The organism is Methylobacterium sp. AC433 (assembly GCF_979253015.1).
On record NZ_CEEDBN010000013.1, the window covers coordinates 102174 to 123861 of the forward strand.

Here is a 21688-nt window from a genome sequence, read left to right on the forward strand (position 1 = left end):
GGGGCCTTAGCTCAGCTGGGAGAGCGCTTCCATGGCATGGAAGAGGTCATCGGTTCGATCCCGTTAGGCTCCACCAATCTCGCTCTGACACTTTGATATCCCCTCCTGCCGCCACCCGCCCGATGCGCCCGCGTCGTGCGGTTCTTCGCGTTTCGCCTGCCTCGTCGCGGCGCGGTCTCGATCCCGAGGAATACGGCATGCGTGCGAAATAGGGGTTGAGGCGGCGGCCCGATCCCAGTATGTCACCGCCATCGCCGGTGCGGCTCAGGGCCCTCCGGTGCGAACGACCACCTTGAGCGCTCCAGAGCCAAGGTGTTGAGAGTGGGGCCTTAGCTCAGCTGGGAGAGCGCTTCCATGGCATGGAAGAGGTCATCGGTTCGATCCCGTTAGGCTCCACCAAAACTTCCCTGAATCGCTCCGACATCGACGTGGACCTTTCCGCACCTGCTGCGTATGGCGGTGCGGTATGAGCACGCGCGGCGGCCACGACGTCGCGCGATGCAGGTGAATTGGACGTGGTTCGGTGCTCAGGGCTTCGGTGTTCATGGCGACGTCCCTCCCCGGCGACCCGGTCACGATCCCTGCTGCGTCGACCCTCCTGACCGACCTCCGTGATCGCCTGCTCGCCGGCCCGAGCGCCACTGCGGTCCTCGAGCAATGGTGCCTCGAACGCGGTCTCGCGCAGGACCCGGGTCTCGTCGCCCATGCGGTCCCGGCGCCCGAGCGCCCCGCAAGCCCGACTCAGCGGGAACGCCTCGCGGTGCCCCCCGAAGCGCTGGTGCGCTATCGCCGGGTCCGCCTGACCTGCGGACCCCTCGTCCTGTCGGAGGCCGAGAACTGGTACGTCCCGTCGCGCCTCACACCCGCGATGAATTGCCTCCTGGAAACCAGCGAGGTGCCCTTCGGGCGCGTCGTGCAGGCGTTGTCGCCCTCGCGCCGGACCCTGTCCCTACGCCTCCTGTCCGCTGCCGCTATCCCGGAAAAGGCCGGCCTCGCCGAACCGCTCTTCGCGATCGAAGCGCTGCTCCTGCGGAAGGACGGCCTGCCCCTGTGCGAGGTCGGCGAGGTCTATACCGGGGCGGTCCTAGGGTCCGCCTGAACCGGGGGCCGCGCCTTCTCGCGTGAGGTCTGGCCAGTGCCGAGGCCTAGCGCTATGCCCCTCGCCCTGAAGGGGCTCAGGTCGAGGAATTCGGACATGGCGATCACGGGACGGGTGCTGCGGAGTGTCGGATTAGCGGGCGCGCTCACGTTCCTTCCCGGGAGCGTGGCGACGGCCCAGCAGGGGAAGGACGCCTCGGGCCTGTGGCTGACCGAGACCGGTGCGTCGAAGGTGCGGATCAGCCGCTGCGGTGACGGCTATTGCGGCACGCTGGCGAGCGTCGCCGGTCCGGGGCTCGACGCCAAGAATCCGGATCCCGCCCTGCGCTCCCGCAGCCTGGTCGGCGTGCAGATCATGAACACCCGCACCGCCGGGACGAAGGGTTACGAGGGGACGCTGTACAACCCCAACGACGGCAAGACCTACGCCGGCACCATGACCATCAAGAGTCCCGACACCGTCGAGGTCTCGGGCTGCGTGATGAGCGTCTTCTGCAAGACCCAGAGCTGGAAGCGCGTGAACTGAGCGACCGCCTGCCCCTCCGGATTGCGCGGAGGGGCGGTCCTGTCAGGGTCAGGCGGCGAGCGCGGCGCGGATCGCGTCGATGGCCGCCTGGGCGCCCGCGCCCTCCGGGCCGCCGGCCTGGGCCATGTCGCGGCGTCCGCCGCCGCCCTTGCCGCCGAGATGCCCCGCGCCGGCCCGGACTAGGGCCACGGCGTCGAAGCGCTCGGTGAGATCGGGGGTCACGCCGACGACGAGACCGGCCTTGCCGTCGGGGGCGATGCCCACGATGGCGACGATGCCGGAGCCGAGGCGGGTCTTGCCCTCGTCGGCGAGGCTCTTGAGGTCGCGCATCTCGACGCCCTCGACCACCCGGGCCATGACCTTCACGCCGGCGATTTCCACGATGCCGTCGTCGCCACCCGAGCCGGCGCCGCCCATGGCGATCTTCTTGCGCGCGTCGGTGAGGTCGCGCTCGAGGCGGCGGCGATCCTCGATCAGGGATGCGAGGCGGTCCGGCACGTCGGCAGGGGAGGCTTTCAGCAGGCCCGCGATCTCTGCGAGCGTCCGGCTCTCCTCGGCACGGTGGCGCCGCGCGGCATCCGCGGTCAGCGCCTCGATGCGGCGCACGCCGGCACCGACCGCGCTCTCGGCGACGACCGAGACCTGGCCGATCTCCCCGGTGCGCCCGGCATGGGTGCCGCCGCAGAGCTCCACCGAGAAGGCCTTGGTGCGCCCGCCCTCGCCCGCGACCGGCTCACCCATGGAGACCACGCGGACCTCGTCGCCATACTTCTCGCCGAACAGCGCGCGGGCGCCGGACTCGATCGCCTCGTCCACCGCCATCAGTTTGGTGACCACCGGCGTATTCTGCAACAGCACCGCGTTGGCGATGTCCTCGACCGCCCGGACCTCGGCCTCGTCCATCGGCTTCGGGTGGCTGAAGTCGAAGCGCAGGCGGTCCGGGGAAACCAGCGAACCCTTCTGGGCGACGTGGTCGCCGAGCACCTGGCGCAGGGCCTCGTGCAGCAGGTGGGTCGCCGAGTGATTGGCGCGGATCGCGGAGCGGCGGCCGTGGTCGACGGCGAGTTCCACGGCCTGGTTCAGCGACAGCGTGCCCGCATCCACGGTGACGTGGTGAACGAACAGGTCTCCGAGCTTCTTCTCCGTGGCCGTGACGCGCGCCTCGAGGCCCGAGGCCGACAGGATGCCCGTATCGCCGACCTGGCCGCCGGATTCGCCGTAGAACGGCGTCTGGTTGACGAGGACGAGGCCGGTTTCGCCCGCCGTGAGGCTTTCCGTCTCGGCGCCGTCGCGCAGTAGGGCGGTGACGATGCCTTCGGCGCTCTCGGTCTCGTATCCGAGGAACTCGGTGGCGCCGACGCGCTCCTTCAGGCCGTACCAGACCGTCTCGGTGGCGGCTTCGCCGGAGCCCGTCCAGGCGGCACGGGCCGCCTTGCGCTGGCGCTCCATGGCCTGGCCAAAGGCTTCCGTGTCGACGCCGATGCCGCGCGCCTTCAAGGCATCCTGGGTCAGGTCGAGGGGAAAGCCGTAGGTGTCGTAGAGGGTGAAGGCGGTTTCGCCCGAGAGGTTCTGACCGCTGCTCAGGTCGCGGCTCTCGGCGTCGAGGATCGCGAGGCCGCGCTCCAGGGTGCGGCGGAAGCGGGTTTCCTCGAGGCGCAGAGTCTCGCCGATGAGCCCTTCCGCGCGGGTCAGTTCCGGATAGGCCTGGCCCATCTCGCGCAGGAGCGTCGGCACGAGGCGGTACATCATCGGCTCGCGGGAGCCGAGGAGCTCGGCGTGGCGCATGGCGCGGCGCATGATGCGGCGCAGGACGTAGCCGCGGCCCTCGTTGCCCGGCAGAACGCCGTCGGCCACGAGGAACGCGGCGGCGCGCAGATGGTCGGCGATGACCCGATACGAGGCGACGTTGCGGGGCTCCGGCGGGCGGCCGACCGCGTGGCTCACGGCGTCGATGAGGGCGCGGAACAGGTCGGTGTCGTAGTTGCTCTTCACCCCCTGGAGGATCGCGGCCATACGCTCAAGGCCCATGCCGGTGTCGATGGAGGGGCGCGGCAGGGCGAGGCGGTTGCCCGGCTCGACCTGCTCGTACTGCATGAACACGAGGTTCCAGAATTCGAGGAAGCGGTCGCCATCCTCGTCCGGCGAGCCGGGCGGGCCGCCCTGCAGCGTCGGCCCCTGGTCGATGAAGATCTCGGAGCACGGCCCGCAGGGGCCGGTATCGCCCATCTGCCAGAAATTGTCGGAGGTGCCGATGCGGATGATGCGGTCGTCCGAGAAGCCCGCGATCTTGCGCCAGAGCTCGGCGGCCTCGTCGTCGTCGGCGTAGACGGTCACCAGGAGCCGGTCCTTGGAGAGGCCGAACTCCTTGGTGATCAGGTTCCAGGCCAGCTCGATCGCCCGCGGCTTGAAATAATCGCCGAAGGAGAAGTTGCCGAGCATCTCGAAGAAGGTGTGGTGCCGGGCGGTGTAGCCGACGTTGTCGAGATCGTTGTGCTTGCCGCCGGCGCGGACGCATTTCTGCGCCGTGGTCGCGCGATCGTAGGGCCGCTTCTCGACGCCGGTGAAGACGTTCTTGAACTGCACCATCCCGGCATTCGTGAACATCAGCGTCGGGTCGTTGCGGGGCACGAGCGAGGAGGACGGCACCACTTCGTGGCCCGCTGCTGCGAAGTAGTCGAGGAAGGTCGACCGGATCTCGTTGACGCCGCTCATCGCATCACAACTCTGTCGAAGGGTGCCGCCGGATGCGGACGCGCCGGGCTCGTCCGATGCGCACGCATGCCGCGCGCGGAGCGCCCCGCCAGTTTGGAGGTGTCCCACGCCGGCGCACTCATAAGGAGCGTTCCGGCGCAAGTCACGGTCGTTTCGCTTTTGCTCACCGCCGAGCTAGGAACGCGTCTCTCTTTCCAACACGGACATCCCGCCATGCCGGTCGAAATACGCCTCCTTGCCTGGTCCTGCCTGCTCGGCCTCGTCCACGTCATCGCCGCCTCCATGAGCGGCGTGCAGCAGCGAGGCGGCTTCGGGTGGGCGTCCAGCAACCGCGAGGGGCCGACGCCCGAGGTGACGGGCGCTGCGAGCCGGTTGGAGAAGGCGTCGAAGAATTTCTTCGAGACCTTCCCGATCTTCGCCGCCCTCGTCCTCGCCTGCGTGGCGACCGGCCGGCACAATACGGCGGTGGTCCTCGGTGCCTACCTCTACTTCTTCGCCAGGCTGGTCTACCTGCCCGTCTACGGCTTCGGCATCCCGAAGGTGCGGTCCCTGGTCTGGCTGGTCTCGATCGCCGGCATCCTGTTCGTGCTGTGGGGCCTGTTCATCAAGCTTCTGCCCTACACGCCCTGAGGCACCGGCGGCACGGCGACCGCGCTCCTCCCCTTGTCGGCGCGCCCGGCAGGCGCATATCGTCGGAGCTCAACCGCCCCGATCATGCGGGCGGATTCCGGGAGACATCCATGCGATCGGTCCTCACCGCAACGCTGCTGGCCGGTTGTGCCGCGCTGGCGCTCACAGCCGGCGCCCTCGCGCAGGGCGCGGCCCCCGCCGAGACCAAGGCGAAGGCCGACGCCCTCGAGAAGCTCACGGGGATGCAGAGCACCGGCACAGCCGAGGCGCCGGAGATTCCCCAGACCGGCCGCCGCGCCGACGCGTTGCGCAAGACGCTCGCCAAGATCAAGCTGCCCGAGGGCTTCAAGATCGACCTCTACGCCGTGGTGCCGGATGCCCGCTCGATCGCGGTCGGGCCCAATGCCGGCGTGCTGTTCGTCGGAACCCGCAAGTCGAAGGTCTATACGGTCACCGACCGCGACAAGGACCGCGTCGCCGACGAGGTCCGGGCCTTCGCGCCCGGCATCGACTTCAAGATCCCCAACGGCGTCTGCTTCTCGAAGGACGGCGTCCTGACCATCGTCGAGCAGAACCGGGTCCTGTCCTTCCCGGCAGCGGAATTCTTCTACGAAAGCCCCGACGTCGCCGCCGGCGTGCTGGTGAAGCAGGGCGATCTGATCCCCGCCGCCGAGGAGAGCTACAACCACACCGCCCGGATGTGCCGGGTCGGTCCCGATGGCAAGACCTACATCTCCCTCGGGCAGCCCTACAACGTGCCGCCCGCGGCCAAGCGCGACCTCTACGCCAAGACCGGCATCGGCGGCATCGTCCGCATGGATGCCGACGGCAAGAACCGCGAGGTCTACGTGACCGGCATCCGCAACTCGGTGGGCATGGACTTCAACCCTGCCGACAAGGCCCTGTGGTTCACCGACAACCAGGTCGATGGCATGGGCGACGACATCCCGCCGGGGGAGCTGAACCGCATCTCGAAGGCCGGCGAGAATTTCGGCTTTCCGTGGTTCGGCGGCGGCCATGTCCGTACCGTCGAGTACAAGGACGAGACGCCGCCGAAGGACGTGGTCTTCCCGCAGGCCGAATTGCCGCCGCACGCGGCCGATCTCGGCATGACCTTCTACAACGGGCGCATGTTCCCGGATTCCTACAAGGGCGGCATCTTCACCGCCGAGCACGGTTCCTGGAACCGGACCCAGCCGCTGGGCGCGCGGATCATGTTCGTACCCGTCGACAAGGACGGCAAGGCCGGCGCACCGAAGCCCTTCGCCGAGGGCTGGCTGACGCAGGACGGTGAGTATCTCGGCCGCCCGACCGACGTGGCGGTGCTCCTCGACGGCTCGCTCCTCGTGGCCGACGACACGGCCGGCGCGATCTACCGCATCTCGTACGAGGGCAAGTGAGGGTGATCCGCGCCCGTCACATCACGGTGCTGCTCTGCCTGCTCGCATCCGCCACGATCCCGTCGGCTGCACACGCAGGCGACGCGAAGGCCGGACGCAAGGCCGCCATCGCCTGCCAGACCTGCCACGGCCTCGACGGAGTCTCGAAGCTGCCCGAAGCCCCGAATCTCTCGGGTCAGGTCGAGCCCTACCTGGTCAAGGCGCTGACGGAGTATCGGGACGGCGTTCGCCGCAACGAGATCATGAACGTCGTGGCAAAATCCCTGACCGACGCGGAGATCGCCGATCTGGCCGCCTACTACGCGGGGATCCAGATCGACGTTCTTCCGCCGGGATAGGCGGCAGGTCCGTTTGGCCGAGACGCTTGAAGCTTCAAAAGAAGAAGGCCGTCGGGTGTGTCCCGGCGGCCTTCCTCGTCTGCGATCAACCACTTCTCCGCCGCTCGGCGGAGAGTGCCCTCCTCAGGCTTCGCCCTCGTCGAGCTCGTCCTCGGTCGGCTTGGCATTCTCGAGGATCTTCTCGGCGACGAGGCCGGAATTCTGGCGGATCGAGGCTTCGATCTTGCCGGCGATCTCCGGGTTGTCGCGCAGGAAGCCCTTCGAGTTCTCGCGGCCCTGGCCGAGGCGCTGGCTGGCATAGGAGAACCAGGCGCCGGACTTCTCGACGATTCCGGCCTTGACCCCGAGGTCGATGAGCTCGCCGACCTTGGAGACGCCTTCGCCGAACATGATGTCGAACTCGACCTGCTTGAAGGGCGGCGCGACCTTGTTCTTGACGACCTTCACGCGGACTTGGTTGCCGATGGCCTCGTCGCGATCCTTCAGGGTCGAGATGCGGCGGATGTCGAGGCGCACCGAGGCGTAGAACTTCAGCGCATTGCCGCCCGTGGTGGTCTCGGGGCTGCCGTACATCACGCCGATCTTCATGCGGATCTGGTTGATGAAGATGACCATGCACTTCGAGCGCGAGATCGATCCGGTGAGCTTGCGCAGGGCCTGGCTCATCAGGCGGGCCTGGAGGCCGGGCTGCGAATCGCCCATCTCGCCCTCGATCTCGGCGCGCGGCGTCAGGGCCGCCACCGAATCGACCACCAACACGTCGATGGCGCCCGAGCGAACCAGGGTGTCGGTGATCTCGAGGGCCTGCTCGCCGGTATCGGGCTGCGAGATCAGGAGGTCATCGAGCTGCACGCCGAGCTTGCGCGCGTAGACCGGGTCGAGGGCGTGCTCGGCATCGACGAAGGCGCAGACGCCGCCCTTCTTCTGGGCCTCCGCGATGGTGTGCAGGGCCAGCGTGGTCTTGCCCGAGGATTCCGGGCCGTAGATCTCGATGACGCGGCCACGGGGAAGGCCGCCGACGCCGAGGGCGATGTCGAGGCCGAGCGAGCCGGTGGAGACCACCTCGACCTCCTGGACCTTGTCGTTCTTGCCCAGGCGCATGATCGAGCCCTTGCCGAAGGCCCGCTCGATCTGCGACAGCGCGGCGTCGATCGCCTTCGCCTTGTCCTTGTCCACCATCGGGGATTCCACAACTTTCAGCGCGGGCTGGGCCATTCGTCGGCATCCTTATGCATGGGGGAGGAGCAAGGCTCAATGCGCCCCGGATGTCGATTGTGTACCTGTTTTGTTCTCATTGGACAAGGGTGGCGCCGGAGAATTCGCGCTTCGTGGGCCACGAATTCGCCGGTGTCGCCATTCAGCGGGCGATGATCTCCTTCACCGTCTCGACGAGCTGCTTCAGGCTGAAGGGTTTAGGCAGGAAGTTGAAATCCTCGCCGTCGGGGAGGTTCTTGCGGAAGGCGTCCTCTGCGTAGCCCGAGACGAAGATCACCTTGAGGTCGGGGGATTGCTTGCGGAGCTCGCGCAGTAGGGTCGGCCCGTCCATCTCGGGCATCACCACGTCCGAGACGACGAGGTCGATGGTCTCGGTGGTCTCGGCGATGATCCGCAGGGCGTCGAGACCGGAGGCGGCCTCCAATACCGTATAGCCGCGGGCCGAGAGGGCGCGGCTGTTGACGGCGCGAACGGGGTCCTCGTCCTCCACCAGCAGGATCACGCCCTGGCCGGTATGGTCCGGCGCGGGCTTGCGGGGCGCGGGCTTCTCGCCATCGGGTCGCGCGCGGTCCGAGGTTCCCTTGAGCCGGCCGGCCGCGATGGCGGCGGTCGTCTGCTGCGACGGGGGCGCCAGCGCGACGTCCGTCTCGGGCGCGGGTTCGGCGGTGGGTTCGTGGCGGGGGAAGTAGATCCGGAAGGCGGTGCCCTCGCCCACCGTGGAGCGCACGTCGATGGTGCCGCCGCTCTGCTTGACGATGCCGAACACCGTCGAGAGGCCGAGGCCGGTGCCCTTGCCGATCTCCTTGGTGGTGAAGAACGGTTCGAAGATCTTCTCCATGACGTCGGGCGGAATGCCCTGCCCGGTGTCCAGGACCTCGATCAGCACGTGGTCGCCCACCGGCATGCCGACGCGGTTCTCGCTCGGCACGGCCTCGTGCGCGACGTTGGCGGTGCGGATCAGCAGGCGCCCGCCCTCCGGCATCGCGTCGCGGGCATTGACCGCGAGGTTCACGATGACCTGTTCGAACTGGTTGACGTCGGCCTTGATCGGCCAGATGTCGCGTCCGTGCTTCAGGTCGAGGTCGACGCGCTCGCCGAGCAGGCGCTTGAGCAGCAAGGTCAGGTCGGACAGCGCCTCGCCCACATTCATCACCTCCGGGCGCAGGGTCTGGCGCCGCGAGAAGGCCAGCAGCTGGCGCACCAGGCTCGCGGCCCGGTTGGCGTTCTGCTTGATCTGCATGATGTCCTGGAAGGCCGGATCGGTCGGCCGGTGGCTGGCCAGGAGCAGGTCCGAATAGCCGATGATCGCCTGCAGGACGTTGTTGAAGTCGTGAGCGATGCCGCCGGCGAGCTGGCCCACCGTGTCCATCTTCTGCGCCTGCGCCACCTGCTGCTCGAGCTGGCGCTGCGCGGTGGTGTCGAGGGCGTAGAGGATGACCCGCTCGCGGTCGCTCTGCTCGGCCTCGTCCCGTCCGACCCCGGTCGCCTCGCCGCCCGCCGGGCTCAGCCAGACGCGGGCCGACCGGTTGCCGGGACCCGACAGGGCGATCTCGATGGGCTCGACCTCGACGAGGCCGGCCGCGGCCTTGCCCAGGGCCGCCTCCAGGCCCGCGCGATCCCGTTCGGCGACCGCGTCCCACATGGTGGGTTCGCCCTGCAGGTCGTTGCGCCCGTCGGGGAGCGCCTGGCGCGGGAGGCCGCCGAACAGGCGGGCGAAGGAGGCGTTGGCGCGGGCGATATGGCCGCCCTGGTCCAGGGTCGCGATGGCGATCGGACTGTTGTTCAGGAAGCGTGCGAGCCGCACCTCGGCGACACGCTGGGGTTCGTCGCTCTCGGCGCCGGCCGAGCGGTTGAGCACGAAGGTGCGCGACGGGCCGGGCCGGCCGTCCTGGCCGAAGGCGACGCGATGGTAGAGGCGCGCCGGGAGCGGATGGCCGTTGCGGCGGCGCAGGTCGAGGTCGAACCGGTCGGTCCGGACTTCGCCCGGCAAGCCCTCGGATGCGGTGAGGACGTCGGCGCCGGGGGCGATCTCGGGCAGGCGCAGGCCGCCGGAGCCGACCGTCGCGAGGTCGTAGCCGAGCCAGGCTGCCAGGGTCGCGTTCATGTAGACGATCGAGCCGGCCGGATCGATCGAGAGGAAGCCGGCAGGGGCGTGGTCGAGGTAGTCGATCGCGTGCTGGAGCTCTTGGAAGACGTTCTCCTGACGCTCGCGCTCGTGGGTGATGTCGCTCACCGTCCACAGGGTCGCGGCGCGCCGGGGCCGTTCGATCGGGCGTACGCTGATGCGGAACCACGCGAAGGCGCGTTCGGCGGCACTCCCGGGCGGCGGAGCCATCCGGATCTCCTCGGCGTGCCCGAGGCCGTCGCGGGACGCCTGGGCGAGGCGATAGACCGCCTCGGAGACTTCCGGCGAACCGACGAAGACCCGCTCCACCGGACGCAGGCTGGCGAAGGTCTCGCCGCCGGCGATGCGCAGGTAGGATTCGTTGGCGTAGATCAGGCGCCCGCCTTCCTCGACCACGATCGCGCCCTCGGGCGCCGCGTCGACGATCGCCTTGGTGATGTCGTCGCGCGTGGTCTGACCTGCGAACTGGATCGCCCCGATGGCGAGGGCGAAGAGGCAGAACACGCCCGCCATGGCGAGGAGCGCCAGGAGGCCGAGGATCAGCGGCTGCGCCTGCTCGCTCGCCACGAAGGACAGGCCGACGGCCGCCCCGACGAGGAGGCCCGCGAGGACGAGAAGGAGCCCGACGCGTCCGGGCCGCTCCGAGCGATCGATCGCGTTCGACGCGGGCTTGCCGTGTCCGCTGAACTCAACCATCCGCCGCCGACCCACCCCTGAAGCCCATCCGGTTAGCGCCCCGCTTCCGCTCGCAGCAAGGGCAAACCGGCGTATGTCGCCGAGAATTCTCACGAAAGAGGGTGCATAAAGCGTGGCGAGCGCAAGCGCCAATCCTCACGCGGCCCGCCGGCGTAGGCGCATGACGTAGCCGATGACCTCGGCCACCGCGCGGTAATGCTCCGCCGGGATCTCCTCGTCGATCTCGACGGTGGCGTGCAGCGCGCGCGCGAGCGGCGGGTTCTCGAGGATCGGGACATCATGGTCCTTGGCCACCGCGCGGATCTTGAGGGCCAGCGAGTCGACACCCTTGGCCACGCAGACGGGCGCGGCCATGCCGGCCTCGTAACGCAGGGCCACCGCGTAGTGCGTCGGGTTCGTCACGATGACGGTGGCCGTGGGGACGGCGGCCATCATCCGCTTCTTCACGCGCTGGGCGCGGATCTGCTTCATGCGGCCCTTCACCTCGGGGCTGCCTTCGCTTTCCTTGTGCTCCTGCTTCATCTCCTCCTTGGACATGCGCAGGCGCTGGCGCCAGCGGAAGCGCTGGTAGAGGGCGTCGCCGAGGGCGATGGCGATGAAGACCCCGAGCATGCCCGCCATCAGCTTGAGGGCCAGGGTGAGGATCGCCGCGAGGACGGCGGCGGGATCGAGGCGCGCGAACACCTCCATCCGGTCGCGCTCGCCCCACAGGATGGTGCCGGCCACCACGCCGACCATGCCGAGCTTGGCGAGCCCTTTCAGGAACTGGAACAGCGCTTCCATTCCGAAGACACGCTTCACGCCGGCCATCGGCGAGACCCGGTCCCACTTGGGCCCCAGGGCCTCGGTGCTGAAGACGAAGGGATGCTGGATCAGGCCGGCGGCGAGACCGGCCACCACGACGAGGCCGATCGGCACCGCCAGCGCCTGGGCGCAGATGATGAGCGTGCGCACGCCCATCTCGGTGTAGGCCGTCGGGTCCGACGGAACCATGTGGGCATTCATCAGGAAGCCGCGCAGGCTCGCCACGAGGTTCTGGGCGATCATGCCCGAGGCCATGAGCAGGGCCATGGTGAAGGCAGCCAGGATGAAGAAGGTGTTGATCTCGGGGCTGTTGGGAACGTTGCCCTGCTCGATCGCCTTCTCGATCCGCCGTGGGGTCGGGTCTTCGGTCTTGTCTTCCGGATCGGAATCGTCCGCCACCGCTCAGGCCTCCCCAGCGTGGCTCAACGCCCGGCGAGATCCGCCAGGTAGCGCCCGATATCGTCGAGGAAGACGCCCATCATGACGCCGAGGCTGCCCAGCAGCAGCACCATGCCGATCAGCACCGAGGCCGGGACGGCCACGAAGAACACCTGCATCTGCGGCATGAGCCGCGCCAGGACGCCGAGCCCGACATTGAACAGGATGCCGAAGGCGATGAACGGGGCCGAGATCTGAACCCCGAGGGAGAACCCGCGGGCGATGGCCTTCAGCGCGAGGCTCGCCGCCTCGCCCATGCCCGGCACCCCGTCCGGTGGAATCAGGACGTAGCTGCGCCCGATCGCCCCGAGGGCGACGTGATGGAGGTCGGTGGCCACGATGAGGGTGACGCCGAGAAGCGCCAGGAAATTGCCGATCGCCGTCTGCTGTCCGCCCTGCGTCGGGTCCACCGTCATCGCGTAGGACAGACCGAGCTGCTGCGAGACGATCATGCCGGCGGTCTGAAGGGCGGCGAGCACCATCCGCACGGTGAGGCCGAGCACCAGGCCGACCAGCAACTCGCCGATGAGCAGCGCGATCAGGCCGGGTCCCGCGATGGCGCCGCCCTGCATCGGCAGGAGGGGGCGCACCGTGGGGAACAGGATCAGCGAGAGGAGCAGCGCGAAGGCGAGGCGCAGCCGCGGCGACACCAACTGCTCGCCCACCCCCGGCATCAGCATCACCAGGGTGCCGATCCGCGCGAAGGTCAGGAGGAAGGCCGCCGCGATGCCCGGCAGGAGGAGATTCATGCCCTCTCATAGCAGGCTTCAGCCGCCGGACACGATGCGCGCGGCGATCCGGGTCATGTAGCTGCCCAGCGCATCACCCATGAAGGGCAGCATGAGCAGCAAGGTCGCGAACACGGCCACGATCTTGGGGACGTAGATCAGCGTCTGCTCCTGGATCTGGGTGAGGGCCTGGAACAGCGAGACCACGAGGCCGACCACGAGGGCGACCAGCATGATCGGCCCCGCTACCTTGAGGAAGACGAAGATGCCGTCGCGGGCGACGTCGATGATGGCGAGACCGGTCATGAGGGGGATGTCATCTCGCGTCAGGGCGGAGGTGTCGGACGAGCAAGGGCGGCTGCCCCGGCGCAGCGAGGCGGCGACGGGCTAGATCTGCATCCGCATGATTTCCTCGTAGGCGGAGATCACCCGGTCGCGGACGGCGACGAGGGTCTGGAGGGCGGTCTCGCTCTCGGCCACGGCCGTCACCACGTCGACCACGTTCGCCTTGCCACCGGCCACCGCAAGCGCCTGACTGTCGGCCTTGCGCCCCGCCTCGCCGACGTTGTCCAGGCTCGAAGTCAGGAGCGAGGTGAAGTTCGAGCCCGAGGCACCGGTGGCCGGCGCGATCTTCGGAGCACCCTTTGCGCCGATGTTCTGAATCGCCGCGTAGGCGCCGGCGGCGAAGGCGTTGGTGGTCATGGCGGCGGACTTTCAGGCGGGTCGGAAGCGGGGATCAGGCCTTGAGGATCTCGAGGGTCTTGGCGACCATGCGGCGGGTCGCCGTGACCATGTTGAGGTTGGCCTCGTAGGAGCGCTGGGCCTCGCGCATGTCCATGTTCTCGATCAGGCCGTTGACGTTGGGCATCGCCACCTCGCCCTTGGCGTTGGCGCTCGGATTGCCCGGGTCGTACTTGGTCCGGAACGGCGAGGTATCGCGGCGCACCCGGCCCGCCTCGATCAGCGACGCGCCGGTCTCCCGGTCCACCTGCTGGGTGAAGGTCGGGATCTTGCGCCGGTAGGGTTGGCCGCCGACCGAGGTGGGCGCCGAATCCGCGTTGGCGATGTTCTCGGCGATGATCCGCATCCGGCTCGACTGGGCCTTCAGGCCCGAGGCGGCGGTGGTGAGGGATTTCAGGAAGTCCATGGCGCGCTCCGTGAGACGATGGATTGCCGCTCAGCGCTTGCCGATGGCGATTTTGATGGTCTCGAGGCTCTTTTGATAGAGCGAGGCGGCCATCTGGTAGTCCGCCTGATTGTCGCCGGCCTTCATCATCTCCTCCTCGAGATTGACCCCGTTGCCGCTGGGGCGGATCTCGAAGCCCTTCACGCGGCGCGGATCGGCGCCGGGGCCGTCCGGGCCTCCGCCCGGCGCGATGTGAGATGCGTTGGTGACCGCGAGGCTGCTGCTCGTCGTGGCGCCCGAGGGCTGCGCCAGGACGGGGCCGGAACGCCCGAGCTCCGGACTCGCGAGGTCCCTCGGCTTGAAGCCCGGCAAGTCGGCGTTGGCGACGTTCTCGGCCAGCAGCTTCTGGCGGGTCTGGTGCCACTGCATGCGGGTGCGCAGCATGCCGAGGATGGGCAGGTCGGTGACGGACATGGGCTGGACCCTCGCCTCACCCGGAAGAATCTGCCCGGTGGGACCGGCAAAATCTGCCGCCCCCATGGTTAACGCCCGGTTAAATCTTCGGGCGCGTCCGCGCGGAGGAGGGTCTCAGGGGGCCCGCCGGGTCGGCTGCTGCGCCTGCGGGCATTCCGGCGGCGCCGGCCCGCTCGGGTTGAGGGGGGCGCAGGCGACGGGTGCGCCGGCAGTCCGCGCATCCTCGCTCGGATGGCGCAGCGCGCCTCGGCTCCAGAGGAGCCCCATGGTGACGGCCGCCGCGACGAACAGGGCGGCTGCGAGGAACGGGATCCAGCGCGGAACGGTCATCGATGTCAGCCTTTCTCGGATGAGCCCTGTCGGCTCTGCCAGAGCGCGTAAGGATGGTCGTCGACCGCGACGGGGCGATGTTCCACGCGCATCGGCTGCTCGCTCAGGGGCCGGCAGAGTTCGGCGTAGATGCCGGCGCCGATCAGGCCGTAGCGGTCGCCCTCTTCCGCGGTGTAGGCGAAGTAGGCCTGCGTGATCCCGGCCAGACGCATGGCCGCGTGACACATCGGGCAGGGCCGCCCGCTGGCGTAGACGATGCAGCCGTCGAGCTTGGCGCGGCCGAGATGCCGGCTCACCTCCCGGATCGCCACCATCTCGGCATGGTCGGTCGGGTCGTTGGTCACGGCCGTGGTGTTGACGGCCCGCGACAGCACCGCACCGTCGCGCACGATCACCGCGCCGTAGGGACGCCCGCCCTGGAGAACGTTGTCCCGGGCCAGCGCGACCGCGTCGCGCAGGTGTGCCTGATGCTGGTCTTCCACTGGTTCCACCCCGACCCGATACGGCGATGCCACTTCGCCAACGCGCCAGGAACGCCGGCGGGTCCCGTTTCGAGACGGCTCACGCACGAGCCTTTGATCGGCCGCTAACCGCAGCCGCCGCACCATCGCTCCAGGCCGCGTTGCGTATCGGCTCCGTCGTGGAGACACGGCACGCCCCGCCGTCCCGAACCCGGACGGTGGGGCACCGCACGACCCCTAAGCCTCGTCAGCCATTGCCGAACCCCGTTCGGGCAAAGGAGCTGTTAACGAAGTCTTAACGGAGTTGCCCGCGCTGGCGCCGGACATGATAGTGGGGGCTCAAGTGTTGCGTCGGGCCACGAGCCCCAAAAGCGAGAGACCCCGGTCTTGTCATCGTTCTTCAGCTCGGATGGCTCTTTTCCCCTCCAGTTCGCCATCATCTTCGTCGTCATCTTCCTCGTCCTCGCGGCCGGTGTCTTCCTGGTCCGGCGCCTCGGTGGGAAGGGTTCACCCCTCTCCGGCAAAAACACCCCGCGGGGCCGTCAGCCACGGCTCGGCATCGTCGACATCTACGAACTCGATCGCCAGCGTCAGCTGATCCTCCTGCGCCGCGACAATGTCGAGCACCTGCTCCTGGTCGGCGGGCCCAATGACGTGGTGATCGAGCGCAATATCCTGCGCGGCATGAGCGCCCGCTTGGCGGCGGAGGAAGCCCCCTTCGACGAAGCGCCCGAGCCGGTGCTGAACCCGATGCCGGAGCCGCCGGTGAGCCAGCAGGCTTCGATGCCGAGCCTGGCACCGGTGGTCCCGCCCGTCCCGACCTACCGCGAGCCGTCCTTCGAGATGCCGGTGACGGTCGCGCCCGTCGTCGAGGTCGCGGCGGCACCGCCCGAGATCGCGCGCGGACGCGGGGCAGTCCCCGAGCCCGGCCCGAGCCTCACGATGCCGGATCCGGCGGTTGCACCCCGCCAGCGCGATTCGCAGCTCGCGCGCGTCATTCGCCGGACCCCACCCACCCTGGCGAACCTCGTCCCGGCCGCGATCGCGGAGCGGGTCGGCCTGCCGGAACGCGGATCCGAGGCCGAGCCCGCCCGCGACGCGCAGAGTGCCGCCGCGCCGCCGCCCGTCGTTCCGGCACCGGCGGCCCGCGCGATCGATGCCGCGATCCTGTCCGACATGGCCCGCCAGCTGGAGGAGGCCCTGCGCCGGCCGTCCGCGGCTGTCCGTCCGGCCGCTGCGGATCAGTCCGCGGCGCGCGAGCCGGACCTACCTCCCGCTGCACCTCAGTCATCCGCACGCGTGGAGCCGGCGCCGCAACCCGAGCCGACCCGGGAAACGCTCGCGGGTCCGCCCGACGTCGATCCGATGGCGGCCGCGATGGCCGCCACGGTGCAGGCTCCGGCCTCCGAAGCGCAGGCAATCGAGCCCGAGCCAGCCACGGACGACGCGCTCTTCGCCGAACGCCCCGAGGACCGGGACGTCGAGGTCGCGTCGGCGGAGCCACCGGTTCCTCCTGTATCCGCCCCGGCCGAGCCGCCTCCGATATTCCGCGCGTCGCTCGCCGATGCGGCGAAGGTCGAGGCGATCACGCCACCAGAGGTGCCGCCGGCCGCCGTCGAGCCGGCGCCCGTCCCTGCGCCGGCCCCGCCGCCTTCCCCGCCGGCGCCCGCGAAGGCTCCGGCCAGTCCCAACCCCTTCTCCGTGGAAGAGATCGAGGCGGAGTTCGCGCGCCTCCTCGGCCGCCCTCTCGATCGCAAGCAGTAGGTCGTCATCGGCGGGCCGGAACCCGCCCGGGTGTCGCTGCCGAACGGGGCCGTCTCGGGTTCGTTCGGGGATGCGCGCCGGGCCGTGGATGATAAGAGGGGGCGCGGCCGCGTCGCGCCGCATCGTCCGGAGCCGGTATGTCCGAACCCCGCCCCTCGCTGCGAAGACGGCTGCGCCTGCCGATCCTGGTCGGTCTGGCGCTGGCCTGCACGACGGCGGCGGTACGGGCTCAGAGCCTCTCGGTCGATCTCGGCACGGGTGGGGTGACCGAGCGGGCGCTGCAACTCGTCGCGCTCCTCACCGTCCTGGCCCTGGCGCCCTCGGTGCTGGTGATGGCCACCTCCTTCACCCGGATCGTGGTGGTGCTGTCGATCCTGCGCTCGGCTCTGGGAACCCAGAGCGCGCCGCCGAACGCCGTGGTCACAAGCCTCGCGCTGTTCCTCACAGCGTTCGTCATGGCGCCGGTGGGGCGGGAGGCCTACCGCACCGGCATCGAGCCGCTGATCGCGGGGCAGATCACCCAGAGCGTCGCCTTCGAGCGGGCCTCGGCTCCGTTCAAGACCTTCATGCTGAAGAACGTGCGCGAGAAGGACCTCAAGCTCTTCCTCGACATGGCGAAGGCCCCGGTGCCGGCGGGACCCGAAGCCGTCGGCCTGGAGGTGGTGACGCCGGCCTTCATGATCTCCGAGCTGCGCCGGGCCTTCGAGATCGGCTTCCTGCTGTTCATCCCCTTCCTGATCATCGACCTCGTGGTCGCCTCGATCCTGATGGCCGTCGGCATGATGATGGTGCCGCCCGCCACCGTGGCCCTGCCGTTCAAGCTGATCTTCTTCGTTCTCGTCGACGGCTGGACTCTGGTGGCCGGCTCCCTGGTGCAGAGCTACGGCACCTGAGCGGCAGCGCGGAAGGCGAGCGCACAGGAAAAAGGGCGCCCGAGAGCGCCCTTCACCGTCAGCCAGAGAGAACGTTGCGAGCGATCAGCGCTCGAGATAGCTCTTGAGGGTCGAGATGCGGTTGCCGACGAGGCGGACCGCGCGCTTCAGGCGGTCCTCCGACACGCCGAGGCGTGTGGCCATCGCGGTGCGCTGCTGGCTGTCGAAGATGTCGAGGTGGGTCTTTCCGGCCTTGGTGTCGAGCGGTTCCGTGAGCATGGGGAGGCCTCTGCTGTGCCGGCTGGAACGTGCGCCGCACGGGTGATAGCGATTGAGGGCAGAACGTGGCGCGGACGCGTTTGTTGCGCTCGCGCGAACAGAATTCGCCGAATCGCATCAAGCTTTTACGCCGCATGGTGGACCTGCTCCCGAAACGCGCGTCCGGCGCCTCCGAGCGGCGTCGGCGCGGTTCAGCCAGGCGGTGTCGCCGAGGTCTGCGCGTCGGCCCGCGCATCCGCTTCGCCCTTGCCCGGAGCCGGAACGGCGCTCTCGGGATAGCGCTTGCGGTACTCCGAGAGGAACGCCTGGAGGGTCTGGGCGCTGGTGGCCTTCTGCGCGATCTCGCGGAAGCCGGCGGTGCGGACGGCGTTGAACTGGCTGAGGAGCGCGAAGGTGCGGGCATCGACGCTCTCGGCCATCGGACCCGCGAACTTCGCACGCAGGCGCTCCAGGCTGAGGGTCTCGCTGGCGAGCCCGTAGGCGATCGCCGCCCGCAGCACGTCCGTCCGGGCGGCGTCGTCGAGGGGTGCGCGCCGGCGCCAGGCATCGCCGACCAGCGCCTCGTGGGCCTCCCCCGCCTCGCGCCAGCGCCGCCCGGTCCACAGGATGTCGGCGCGAAGGCGCTCGGCATCCGCTCCCGTTTCGCCCTCGATGGTCTCCAGGGCGAGGTCGGTGCGCGACAGGTCGGACAGGGCGCGGGCCCGCAGCAGGGCCCGCGCGCGGCGAAGGTCCTCCGGCAGTTCCGGCAGGTAGGTGACGTCGAGCGTCTGGAGGGCCTGGAGCGGCTTCTCGTCCATGAGGCGGATCGCGGCGAGCCGCGCCGCGACACCGGCTTGGCTCGCGCCGGTCAGGCGATGATCGACCTGATGCTGCAGCAGCTCGCCCGCCGAATCGAGGAGATCGAGTTCGACGAGCCGGTCGGACAGGCGGCGGACGATCTCGTCGCCGCGTCGGCCCAGGGGTGCGAAGTCCTTGAAGTCGAAGTACATCGCCAGGGCCTCCACCCCCGGCACCTTGAGGCTTCGTTCGCCGAGATAGAGGTCGTCGAAGAGCGCCTGAGCCATGTCGTGCACCTCGCGCACGACGGGCGTATCCGTCCCGAGGGCATCGGCGCGACGTGCGGTGAGGAGCGCCTGGCGCCAGCGCCCCGCCTCCATGTAGAGCTTGGCCAGGCCGGCGATCGTCCGCGGCTCGATGTCGCCGCCGTGCCAGGCCAGGGCCAGCCGCTCGAGGCGCTCGATGGCGTCCGCCGTCGGGATCTTGCCGGCGGCGTGGCCGAGCAGGGTGGCGCGCAGGCGCGCCGCGGCGGCGACGTCCGCCTCGCTGCTTTCGCCGAGGCGCTCATAGGCATCGAGGGCGGCCACGGTCTGGCCCGTGACCTCGTCGATCCGCGCCCGCAGCAGCGAGAGGTGTTCCTGGGTCGGCCCGTCGGCGACCCGGGTGGCCGCGATGATCTGGCGGTTGGCCGAATCCCAGTCGCCGGTCTCGACCGCGGCCTCGGCCGCCGCGGTGCGCAGGAGGGCCTGGAGATCGTTCGGGTAGCGGTCGAGCACGCTCGCCGTGGCGCGGAACGAGCCGTCGGCCGCGCTCCAGCGGCCTTCTTGGGCCTCGGCGTAACCCTGCCACAGGCGCGCCTCGGGATCGTTCCTGAGGATGTCGACGGCGAGGCCTGCGCGCGCGTCGCCGGTGCGCCCCATCAGGGCGTTGCCGATCACGGTCAGCATCGGAATGTCGCGCTGGCCGGCCAGGACCGGATCGTCCGAATAGATGCTCTTCAGGACGCCGAGGGCTTCCAACGAAAGCCGATTGGCCAGCATGGTCCGGGCCAGAATCAGCCGGAGGGGGCCGCGCGAGGCACGCGGCGCCTCGGCGGCGGCCTGCAGCTGGTCGCGCATCAACTCGCGAATGTCCCCGCGCTGGGAAGCTTCCCAAGGCCCCCGGTCGACGGCGAGGTCGCTGAGAGTCGTGAGGGGGACCTCGGCCGGGCGCGCCACGCCGGAGACCGCCATGCCGCCCTCGCGACCGATCGCGACCCCGTCGAGATCCGGCCGTACGAGGAGGTCGTCGGCCTGCGCCAGGACCGCGACGCCCTGGCGGCTCGGCAACAGCTCGAAATCGACGAAGGCCTGTCGCTTCGGGATGCCCGCCGGCTTCGGGCCGCGACCGGTGACGACGGCGATGCGCTCCCCGTCGAGGTTGAGCCAAGATGCGACGCCGGGGTTCGGCAGGCGTACGCCGATGCCGATCCGACCGGCCGGGTCGGTGATCCGGATCGCCGCGAGGGCCTCGCTCGCGGACAGATTCTCACCGGCGACCAGTTCCCACCCGGTCGGCGCCTCGGCCGGGCCGACGGGCACGAGGTCGAACAGGCGGTCGCGCGGGACGGGAAAGCGCAAGGTCACGACGCGCCCGGTCCGCTGAGGTGGGCCGAGGGGCGTCAGCATCGGATCGCCGGGAGGCGCCCCGACGTCCTCCGCGGTCTCGAACACGAGGTTCGCGATGCCGGCCCGCTCGAACAGGGCGGCCGGAGGCAGGGTCTTGAATGGAAAGACGAGGCCCGGACCGCTCGGGCGCGGGACCGCCACCGCAGCGGGGGCCGTCGGTTTGTTCTCGGCGGGCTCCGCGCTCCGGCTCGGCATGCGCACCGGAGGCTTGTCGGACCTGGCTTCTGCGGTTCTGGGGTCGGCTGACCCGATCTCGTCGAGCTTGATGTCGACGACCTTGGCCTCGCCGGCGGGCATCGCCCCCTCCCCGGCCTTCGCGTCCGCTGCCGCGGCGGATTTCGGCTTCTCGGCGGGTTTACGGACGACGTCGAGGGTCGCCCCGTCCTCGTCGTGGAAGGTCCGGATCTCGTAGCCGGCGGCAGGGGTCACGAGGAGGCGGGCACCGGTCTCGTCGCCCTCGACCGCCAGGGTTTCGATCGCTGGCTTCAGGCGCCCCCGGGTGGCGACATCGTCGATCCGCCACGCGCCCGGAATGGCGAGGCGGGTGGCGGGGCCGACGGCGCCGAATTGCGGCGCGGCGGATGCCGGCGCCCGCAGGCTGAGGCGCGTCAGGGTCGGAAGATGGGCGAGTTCCAGCCGCAGGGTCTTCGGTTCGGCGGGCGGCCTCGCCGCGCGCAGGGCCGCTTCCGCCGCCTGGGTCCGCCGAAACAGCTCGGCCACCACCTCCGGCGGCATCGCCGGAGGCAGCCCGGTCCAATCCTGAGGCAGGAGGTCGACGAACACCGTCTCGCCGGCGTCCTGGACGTTGATGCGGTAGGGACGCTGCAGCGCGAGGCGCAGGCCGAGGCCGTCGGGATCGCGTCGGACGGCGGAGACGTAGTCCGGCATCTCCGCGGCGATCCGCTCGGGGCCGGCGCTCGCCTTCTCCGAGAAGCCGAGGACGAGCACTGACCCGGAAACCCGCGCCTTGACCGAAACGGGGGCGTCGAAGGTCAGGACGAGGCGACCGTAGCGCTCGATCTGCGCGCCCTTGATCGCCGTGAGGCGGGCGGCAATCGCGCCCGTGCCCCCGCACAGGGTCACGGCCACGATCGACATCGCGGCGAGGCCAGCCCGAAGCCGACGCCGTCGTGTCGGAATTCCGGCACCGAGAGCCATCGCAGGATACGCCAAACCCATGGGACGGACCCGCTCGCACCCGAGCCGGTTCGCCTTACGCCGCACTGTC

Annotated in this window: 20 protein-coding genes and 2 tRNA genes; 9 read left to right on the plus strand and 13 right to left on the minus strand. The window is 69.7% G+C overall.

All coding sequences use genetic code 11. From position 1 onward, the window contains the following. The 4 genes from AC0IWM_RS17550 (at position 1) to AC0IWM_RS17565 (ending at position 1624) form a co-directional block, all read left to right on the plus strand. Positions 1-76, plus strand: a tRNA-Ala gene (locus tag AC0IWM_RS17550). A gap of 247 nt (positions 77-323) precedes the next feature. After that, a tRNA-Ala gene (locus AC0IWM_RS17555) sits at positions 324-399 on the plus strand. 145 nt (positions 400-544) lie between these two features. Continuing rightward, positions 545-1099: a hypothetical protein gene (locus tag AC0IWM_RS17560; protein WP_471757045.1), complete on the plus strand. Its 555-nt coding sequence runs from the start codon at positions 545-547 to the stop codon at positions 1097-1099. A 96-nt stretch (positions 1100-1195) separates the two neighbouring features. Further along, positions 1196-1624: a DUF2147 domain-containing protein gene (locus AC0IWM_RS17565; protein ID WP_471757047.1), complete on the plus strand. Its 429-nt coding sequence runs from the start codon at positions 1196-1198 to the stop codon at positions 1622-1624. Between the two features lie 48 nt (positions 1625-1672). On the opposite strand, the gene alaS is transcribed toward AC0IWM_RS17565, so the two are convergent. After that, positions 1673-4336, minus strand: coding sequence for an alanine--tRNA ligase (alaS, locus tag AC0IWM_RS17570; protein WP_471757049.1), 2664 nt, complete (start codon positions 4334-4336; stop codon positions 1673-1675). 213 nt (positions 4337-4549) lie between these two features. Here alaS and AC0IWM_RS17575 point away from each other — a divergent pair, with 213 nt between their 5' ends. From AC0IWM_RS17575 to AC0IWM_RS17585, 3 genes are all read left to right on the plus strand, one after another. Further along, positions 4550-4966: an MAPEG family protein gene (locus tag AC0IWM_RS17575; RefSeq protein WP_056470207.1), complete on the plus strand. Its 417-nt coding sequence runs from the start codon at positions 4550-4552 to the stop codon at positions 4964-4966. 110 nt (positions 4967-5076) lie between these two features. Further along, positions 5077-6366 carry a PQQ-dependent sugar dehydrogenase gene (locus AC0IWM_RS17580; protein WP_471757051.1) on the plus strand — a complete coding sequence of 430 codons (1290 nt, stop codon included), beginning with the start codon at positions 5077-5079 and terminating at the stop codon, positions 6364-6366. Between the two features lie 2 nt (positions 6367-6368). Beyond that, a complete protein-coding gene (locus AC0IWM_RS17585; RefSeq protein ID WP_471757053.1) occupies positions 6369-6704 on the plus strand; it encodes a c-type cytochrome in 336 nt (111 codons plus the stop codon). 123 nt (positions 6705-6827) lie between these two features. On the opposite strand, the gene recA is transcribed toward AC0IWM_RS17585, so the two are convergent. The 10 genes from recA to AC0IWM_RS17635 form a co-directional block, all read right to left on the minus strand. Continuing rightward, positions 6828-7919, minus strand: a complete 1092-nt coding sequence (recA, locus tag AC0IWM_RS17590; RefSeq protein WP_056470214.1) for a recombinase RecA — start codon at positions 7917-7919, stop codon at positions 6828-6830. A 142-nt stretch (positions 7920-8061) separates the two neighbouring features. Next, positions 8062-10740: a cell cycle histidine kinase CckA gene (gene cckA / locus AC0IWM_RS17595; protein ID WP_471757055.1), complete on the minus strand. Its 2679-nt coding sequence runs from the start codon at positions 10738-10740 to the stop codon at positions 8062-8064. Between the two features lie 135 nt (positions 10741-10875). After that, entirely contained in the window at positions 10876-11943 is a 1068-nt protein-coding gene (gene flhB, locus AC0IWM_RS17600; protein ID WP_471757057.1) for a flagellar biosynthesis protein FlhB, read from the minus strand. 23 nt (positions 11944-11966) lie between these two features. Next, complete coding sequence (gene fliR, locus AC0IWM_RS17605; protein WP_056470228.1) at positions 11967-12731, minus strand: flagellar biosynthetic protein FliR; 765 nt, start codon at positions 12729-12731, stop codon at positions 11967-11969. 18 nt (positions 12732-12749) lie between these two features. Further along, positions 12750-13016 (minus strand): flagellar biosynthesis protein FliQ, encoded by a 267-nt coding sequence (gene fliQ / locus AC0IWM_RS17610; protein ID WP_056470232.1) that lies wholly within the window; start codon positions 13014-13016, stop codon positions 12750-12752. A gap of 81 nt (positions 13017-13097) precedes the next feature. After that, on the minus strand, positions 13098-13412 hold the full coding sequence (fliE, locus tag AC0IWM_RS17615; protein ID WP_471757059.1) for a flagellar hook-basal body complex protein FliE: 315 nt from the start codon (positions 13410-13412) through the stop codon (positions 13098-13100). Between the two features lie 34 nt (positions 13413-13446). Continuing rightward, positions 13447-13857, minus strand: coding sequence for a flagellar basal body rod protein FlgC (flgC, locus tag AC0IWM_RS17620; RefSeq protein ID WP_056470240.1), 411 nt, complete (start codon positions 13855-13857; stop codon positions 13447-13449). A gap of 30 nt (positions 13858-13887) precedes the next feature. Beyond that, the gene (gene flgB, locus AC0IWM_RS17625; RefSeq protein WP_056470243.1) at positions 13888-14310 is read right to left on the minus strand and encodes a flagellar basal body rod protein FlgB; all 423 of its coding nucleotides are present in this window, start codon (positions 14308-14310) and stop codon (positions 13888-13890) included. 114 nt (positions 14311-14424) lie between these two features. Then, positions 14425-14640, minus strand: coding sequence for a molecular chaperone-like protein (locus AC0IWM_RS17630; RefSeq protein ID WP_471757061.1), 216 nt, complete (start codon positions 14638-14640; stop codon positions 14425-14427). 5 nt (positions 14641-14645) lie between these two features. After that, positions 14646-15122 carry a nucleoside deaminase gene (locus tag AC0IWM_RS17635; RefSeq protein ID WP_471757063.1) on the minus strand — a complete coding sequence of 159 codons (477 nt, stop codon included), beginning with the start codon at positions 15120-15122 and terminating at the stop codon, positions 14646-14648. A gap of 366 nt (positions 15123-15488) precedes the next feature. Here AC0IWM_RS17635 and AC0IWM_RS17640 point away from each other — a divergent pair, with 366 nt between their 5' ends. Together AC0IWM_RS17640 and fliP are read left to right on the plus strand one after the other, a co-directional pair. Next, positions 15489-16865 (plus strand): flagellar biosynthetic protein FliO, encoded by a 1377-nt coding sequence (locus AC0IWM_RS17640; protein WP_471757065.1) that lies wholly within the window; start codon positions 15489-15491, stop codon positions 16863-16865. A 137-nt stretch (positions 16866-17002) separates the two neighbouring features. After that, entirely contained in the window at positions 17003-17758 is a 756-nt protein-coding gene (gene fliP, locus AC0IWM_RS17645) for a flagellar type III secretion system pore protein FliP (RefSeq protein ID WP_471757067.1), read from the plus strand. Between the two features lie 84 nt (positions 17759-17842). On the opposite strand, the gene AC0IWM_RS17650 is transcribed toward fliP, so the two are convergent. Continuing rightward, positions 17843-18016, minus strand: coding sequence for a DUF3606 domain-containing protein (locus tag AC0IWM_RS17650; protein ID WP_471757069.1), 174 nt, complete (start codon positions 18014-18016; stop codon positions 17843-17845). A gap of 191 nt (positions 18017-18207) precedes the next feature. Continuing rightward, positions 18208-21558: a hypothetical protein gene (locus AC0IWM_RS17655; protein ID WP_471757071.1), complete on the minus strand. Its 3351-nt coding sequence runs from the start codon at positions 21556-21558 to the stop codon at positions 18208-18210. Positions 21559-21688 lie beyond the last annotated feature (130 nt).

Excerpts from the sequence above, each read along its gene's own strand:
- fliP (WP_471757067.1), top strand. The coding sequence starts at position 17,003 with ATGTCCGAACCCCGCCCCTCGCTGCGAAGACGGCTGCGCCTGCCGATC.
- flgB (WP_056470243.1), bottom strand. The coding sequence starts at position 14,310 with ATGTCCGTCACCGACCTGCCCATCCTCGGCATGCTGCGCACCCGCATG.
- fliR (WP_056470228.1), bottom strand. The coding sequence starts at position 12,731 with ATGAATCTCCTCCTGCCGGGCATCGCGGCGGCCTTCCTCCTGACCTTC.
- AC0IWM_RS17630 (WP_471757061.1), bottom strand. The coding sequence starts at position 14,640 with ATGACCGTTCCGCGCTGGATCCCGTTCCTCGCAGCCGCCCTGTTCGTC.
- flgC (WP_056470240.1), bottom strand. The coding sequence starts at position 13,857 with ATGGACTTCCTGAAATCCCTCACCACCGCCGCCTCGGGCCTGAAGGCC.
- AC0IWM_RS17560 (WP_471757045.1), top strand. The coding sequence starts at position 545 with ATGGCGACGTCCCTCCCCGGCGACCCGGTCACGATCCCTGCTGCGTCG.
- AC0IWM_RS17650 (WP_471757069.1), bottom strand. The coding sequence starts at position 18,016 with ATGCTCACGGAACCGCTCGACACCAAGGCCGGAAAGACCCACCTCGAC.
- cckA (WP_471757055.1), bottom strand. The coding sequence starts at position 10,740 with ATGGTTGAGTTCAGCGGACACGGCAAGCCCGCGTCGAACGCGATCGAT.
- fliQ (WP_056470232.1), bottom strand. The coding sequence starts at position 13,016 with ATGACCGGTCTCGCCATCATCGACGTCGCCCGCGACGGCATCTTCGTC.
- alaS (WP_471757049.1), bottom strand. The coding sequence starts at position 4,336 with ATGAGCGGCGTCAACGAGATCCGGTCGACCTTCCTCGACTACTTCGCA.
- AC0IWM_RS17565 (WP_471757047.1), top strand. The coding sequence starts at position 1,196 with ATGGCGATCACGGGACGGGTGCTGCGGAGTGTCGGATTAGCGGGCGCG.
- fliE (WP_471757059.1), bottom strand. The coding sequence starts at position 13,412 with ATGACCACCAACGCCTTCGCCGCCGGCGCCTACGCGGCGATTCAGAAC.
- recA (WP_056470214.1), bottom strand. The coding sequence starts at position 7,919 with ATGGCCCAGCCCGCGCTGAAAGTTGTGGAATCCCCGATGGTGGACAAG.
- AC0IWM_RS17580 (WP_471757051.1), top strand. The coding sequence starts at position 5,077 with ATGCGATCGGTCCTCACCGCAACGCTGCTGGCCGGTTGTGCCGCGCTG.
- AC0IWM_RS17575 (WP_056470207.1), top strand. The coding sequence starts at position 4,550 with ATGCCGGTCGAAATACGCCTCCTTGCCTGGTCCTGCCTGCTCGGCCTC.
- AC0IWM_RS17655 (WP_471757071.1), bottom strand. The coding sequence starts at position 21,558 with ATGTCGATCGTGGCCGTGACCCTGTGCGGGGGCACGGGCGCGATTGCC.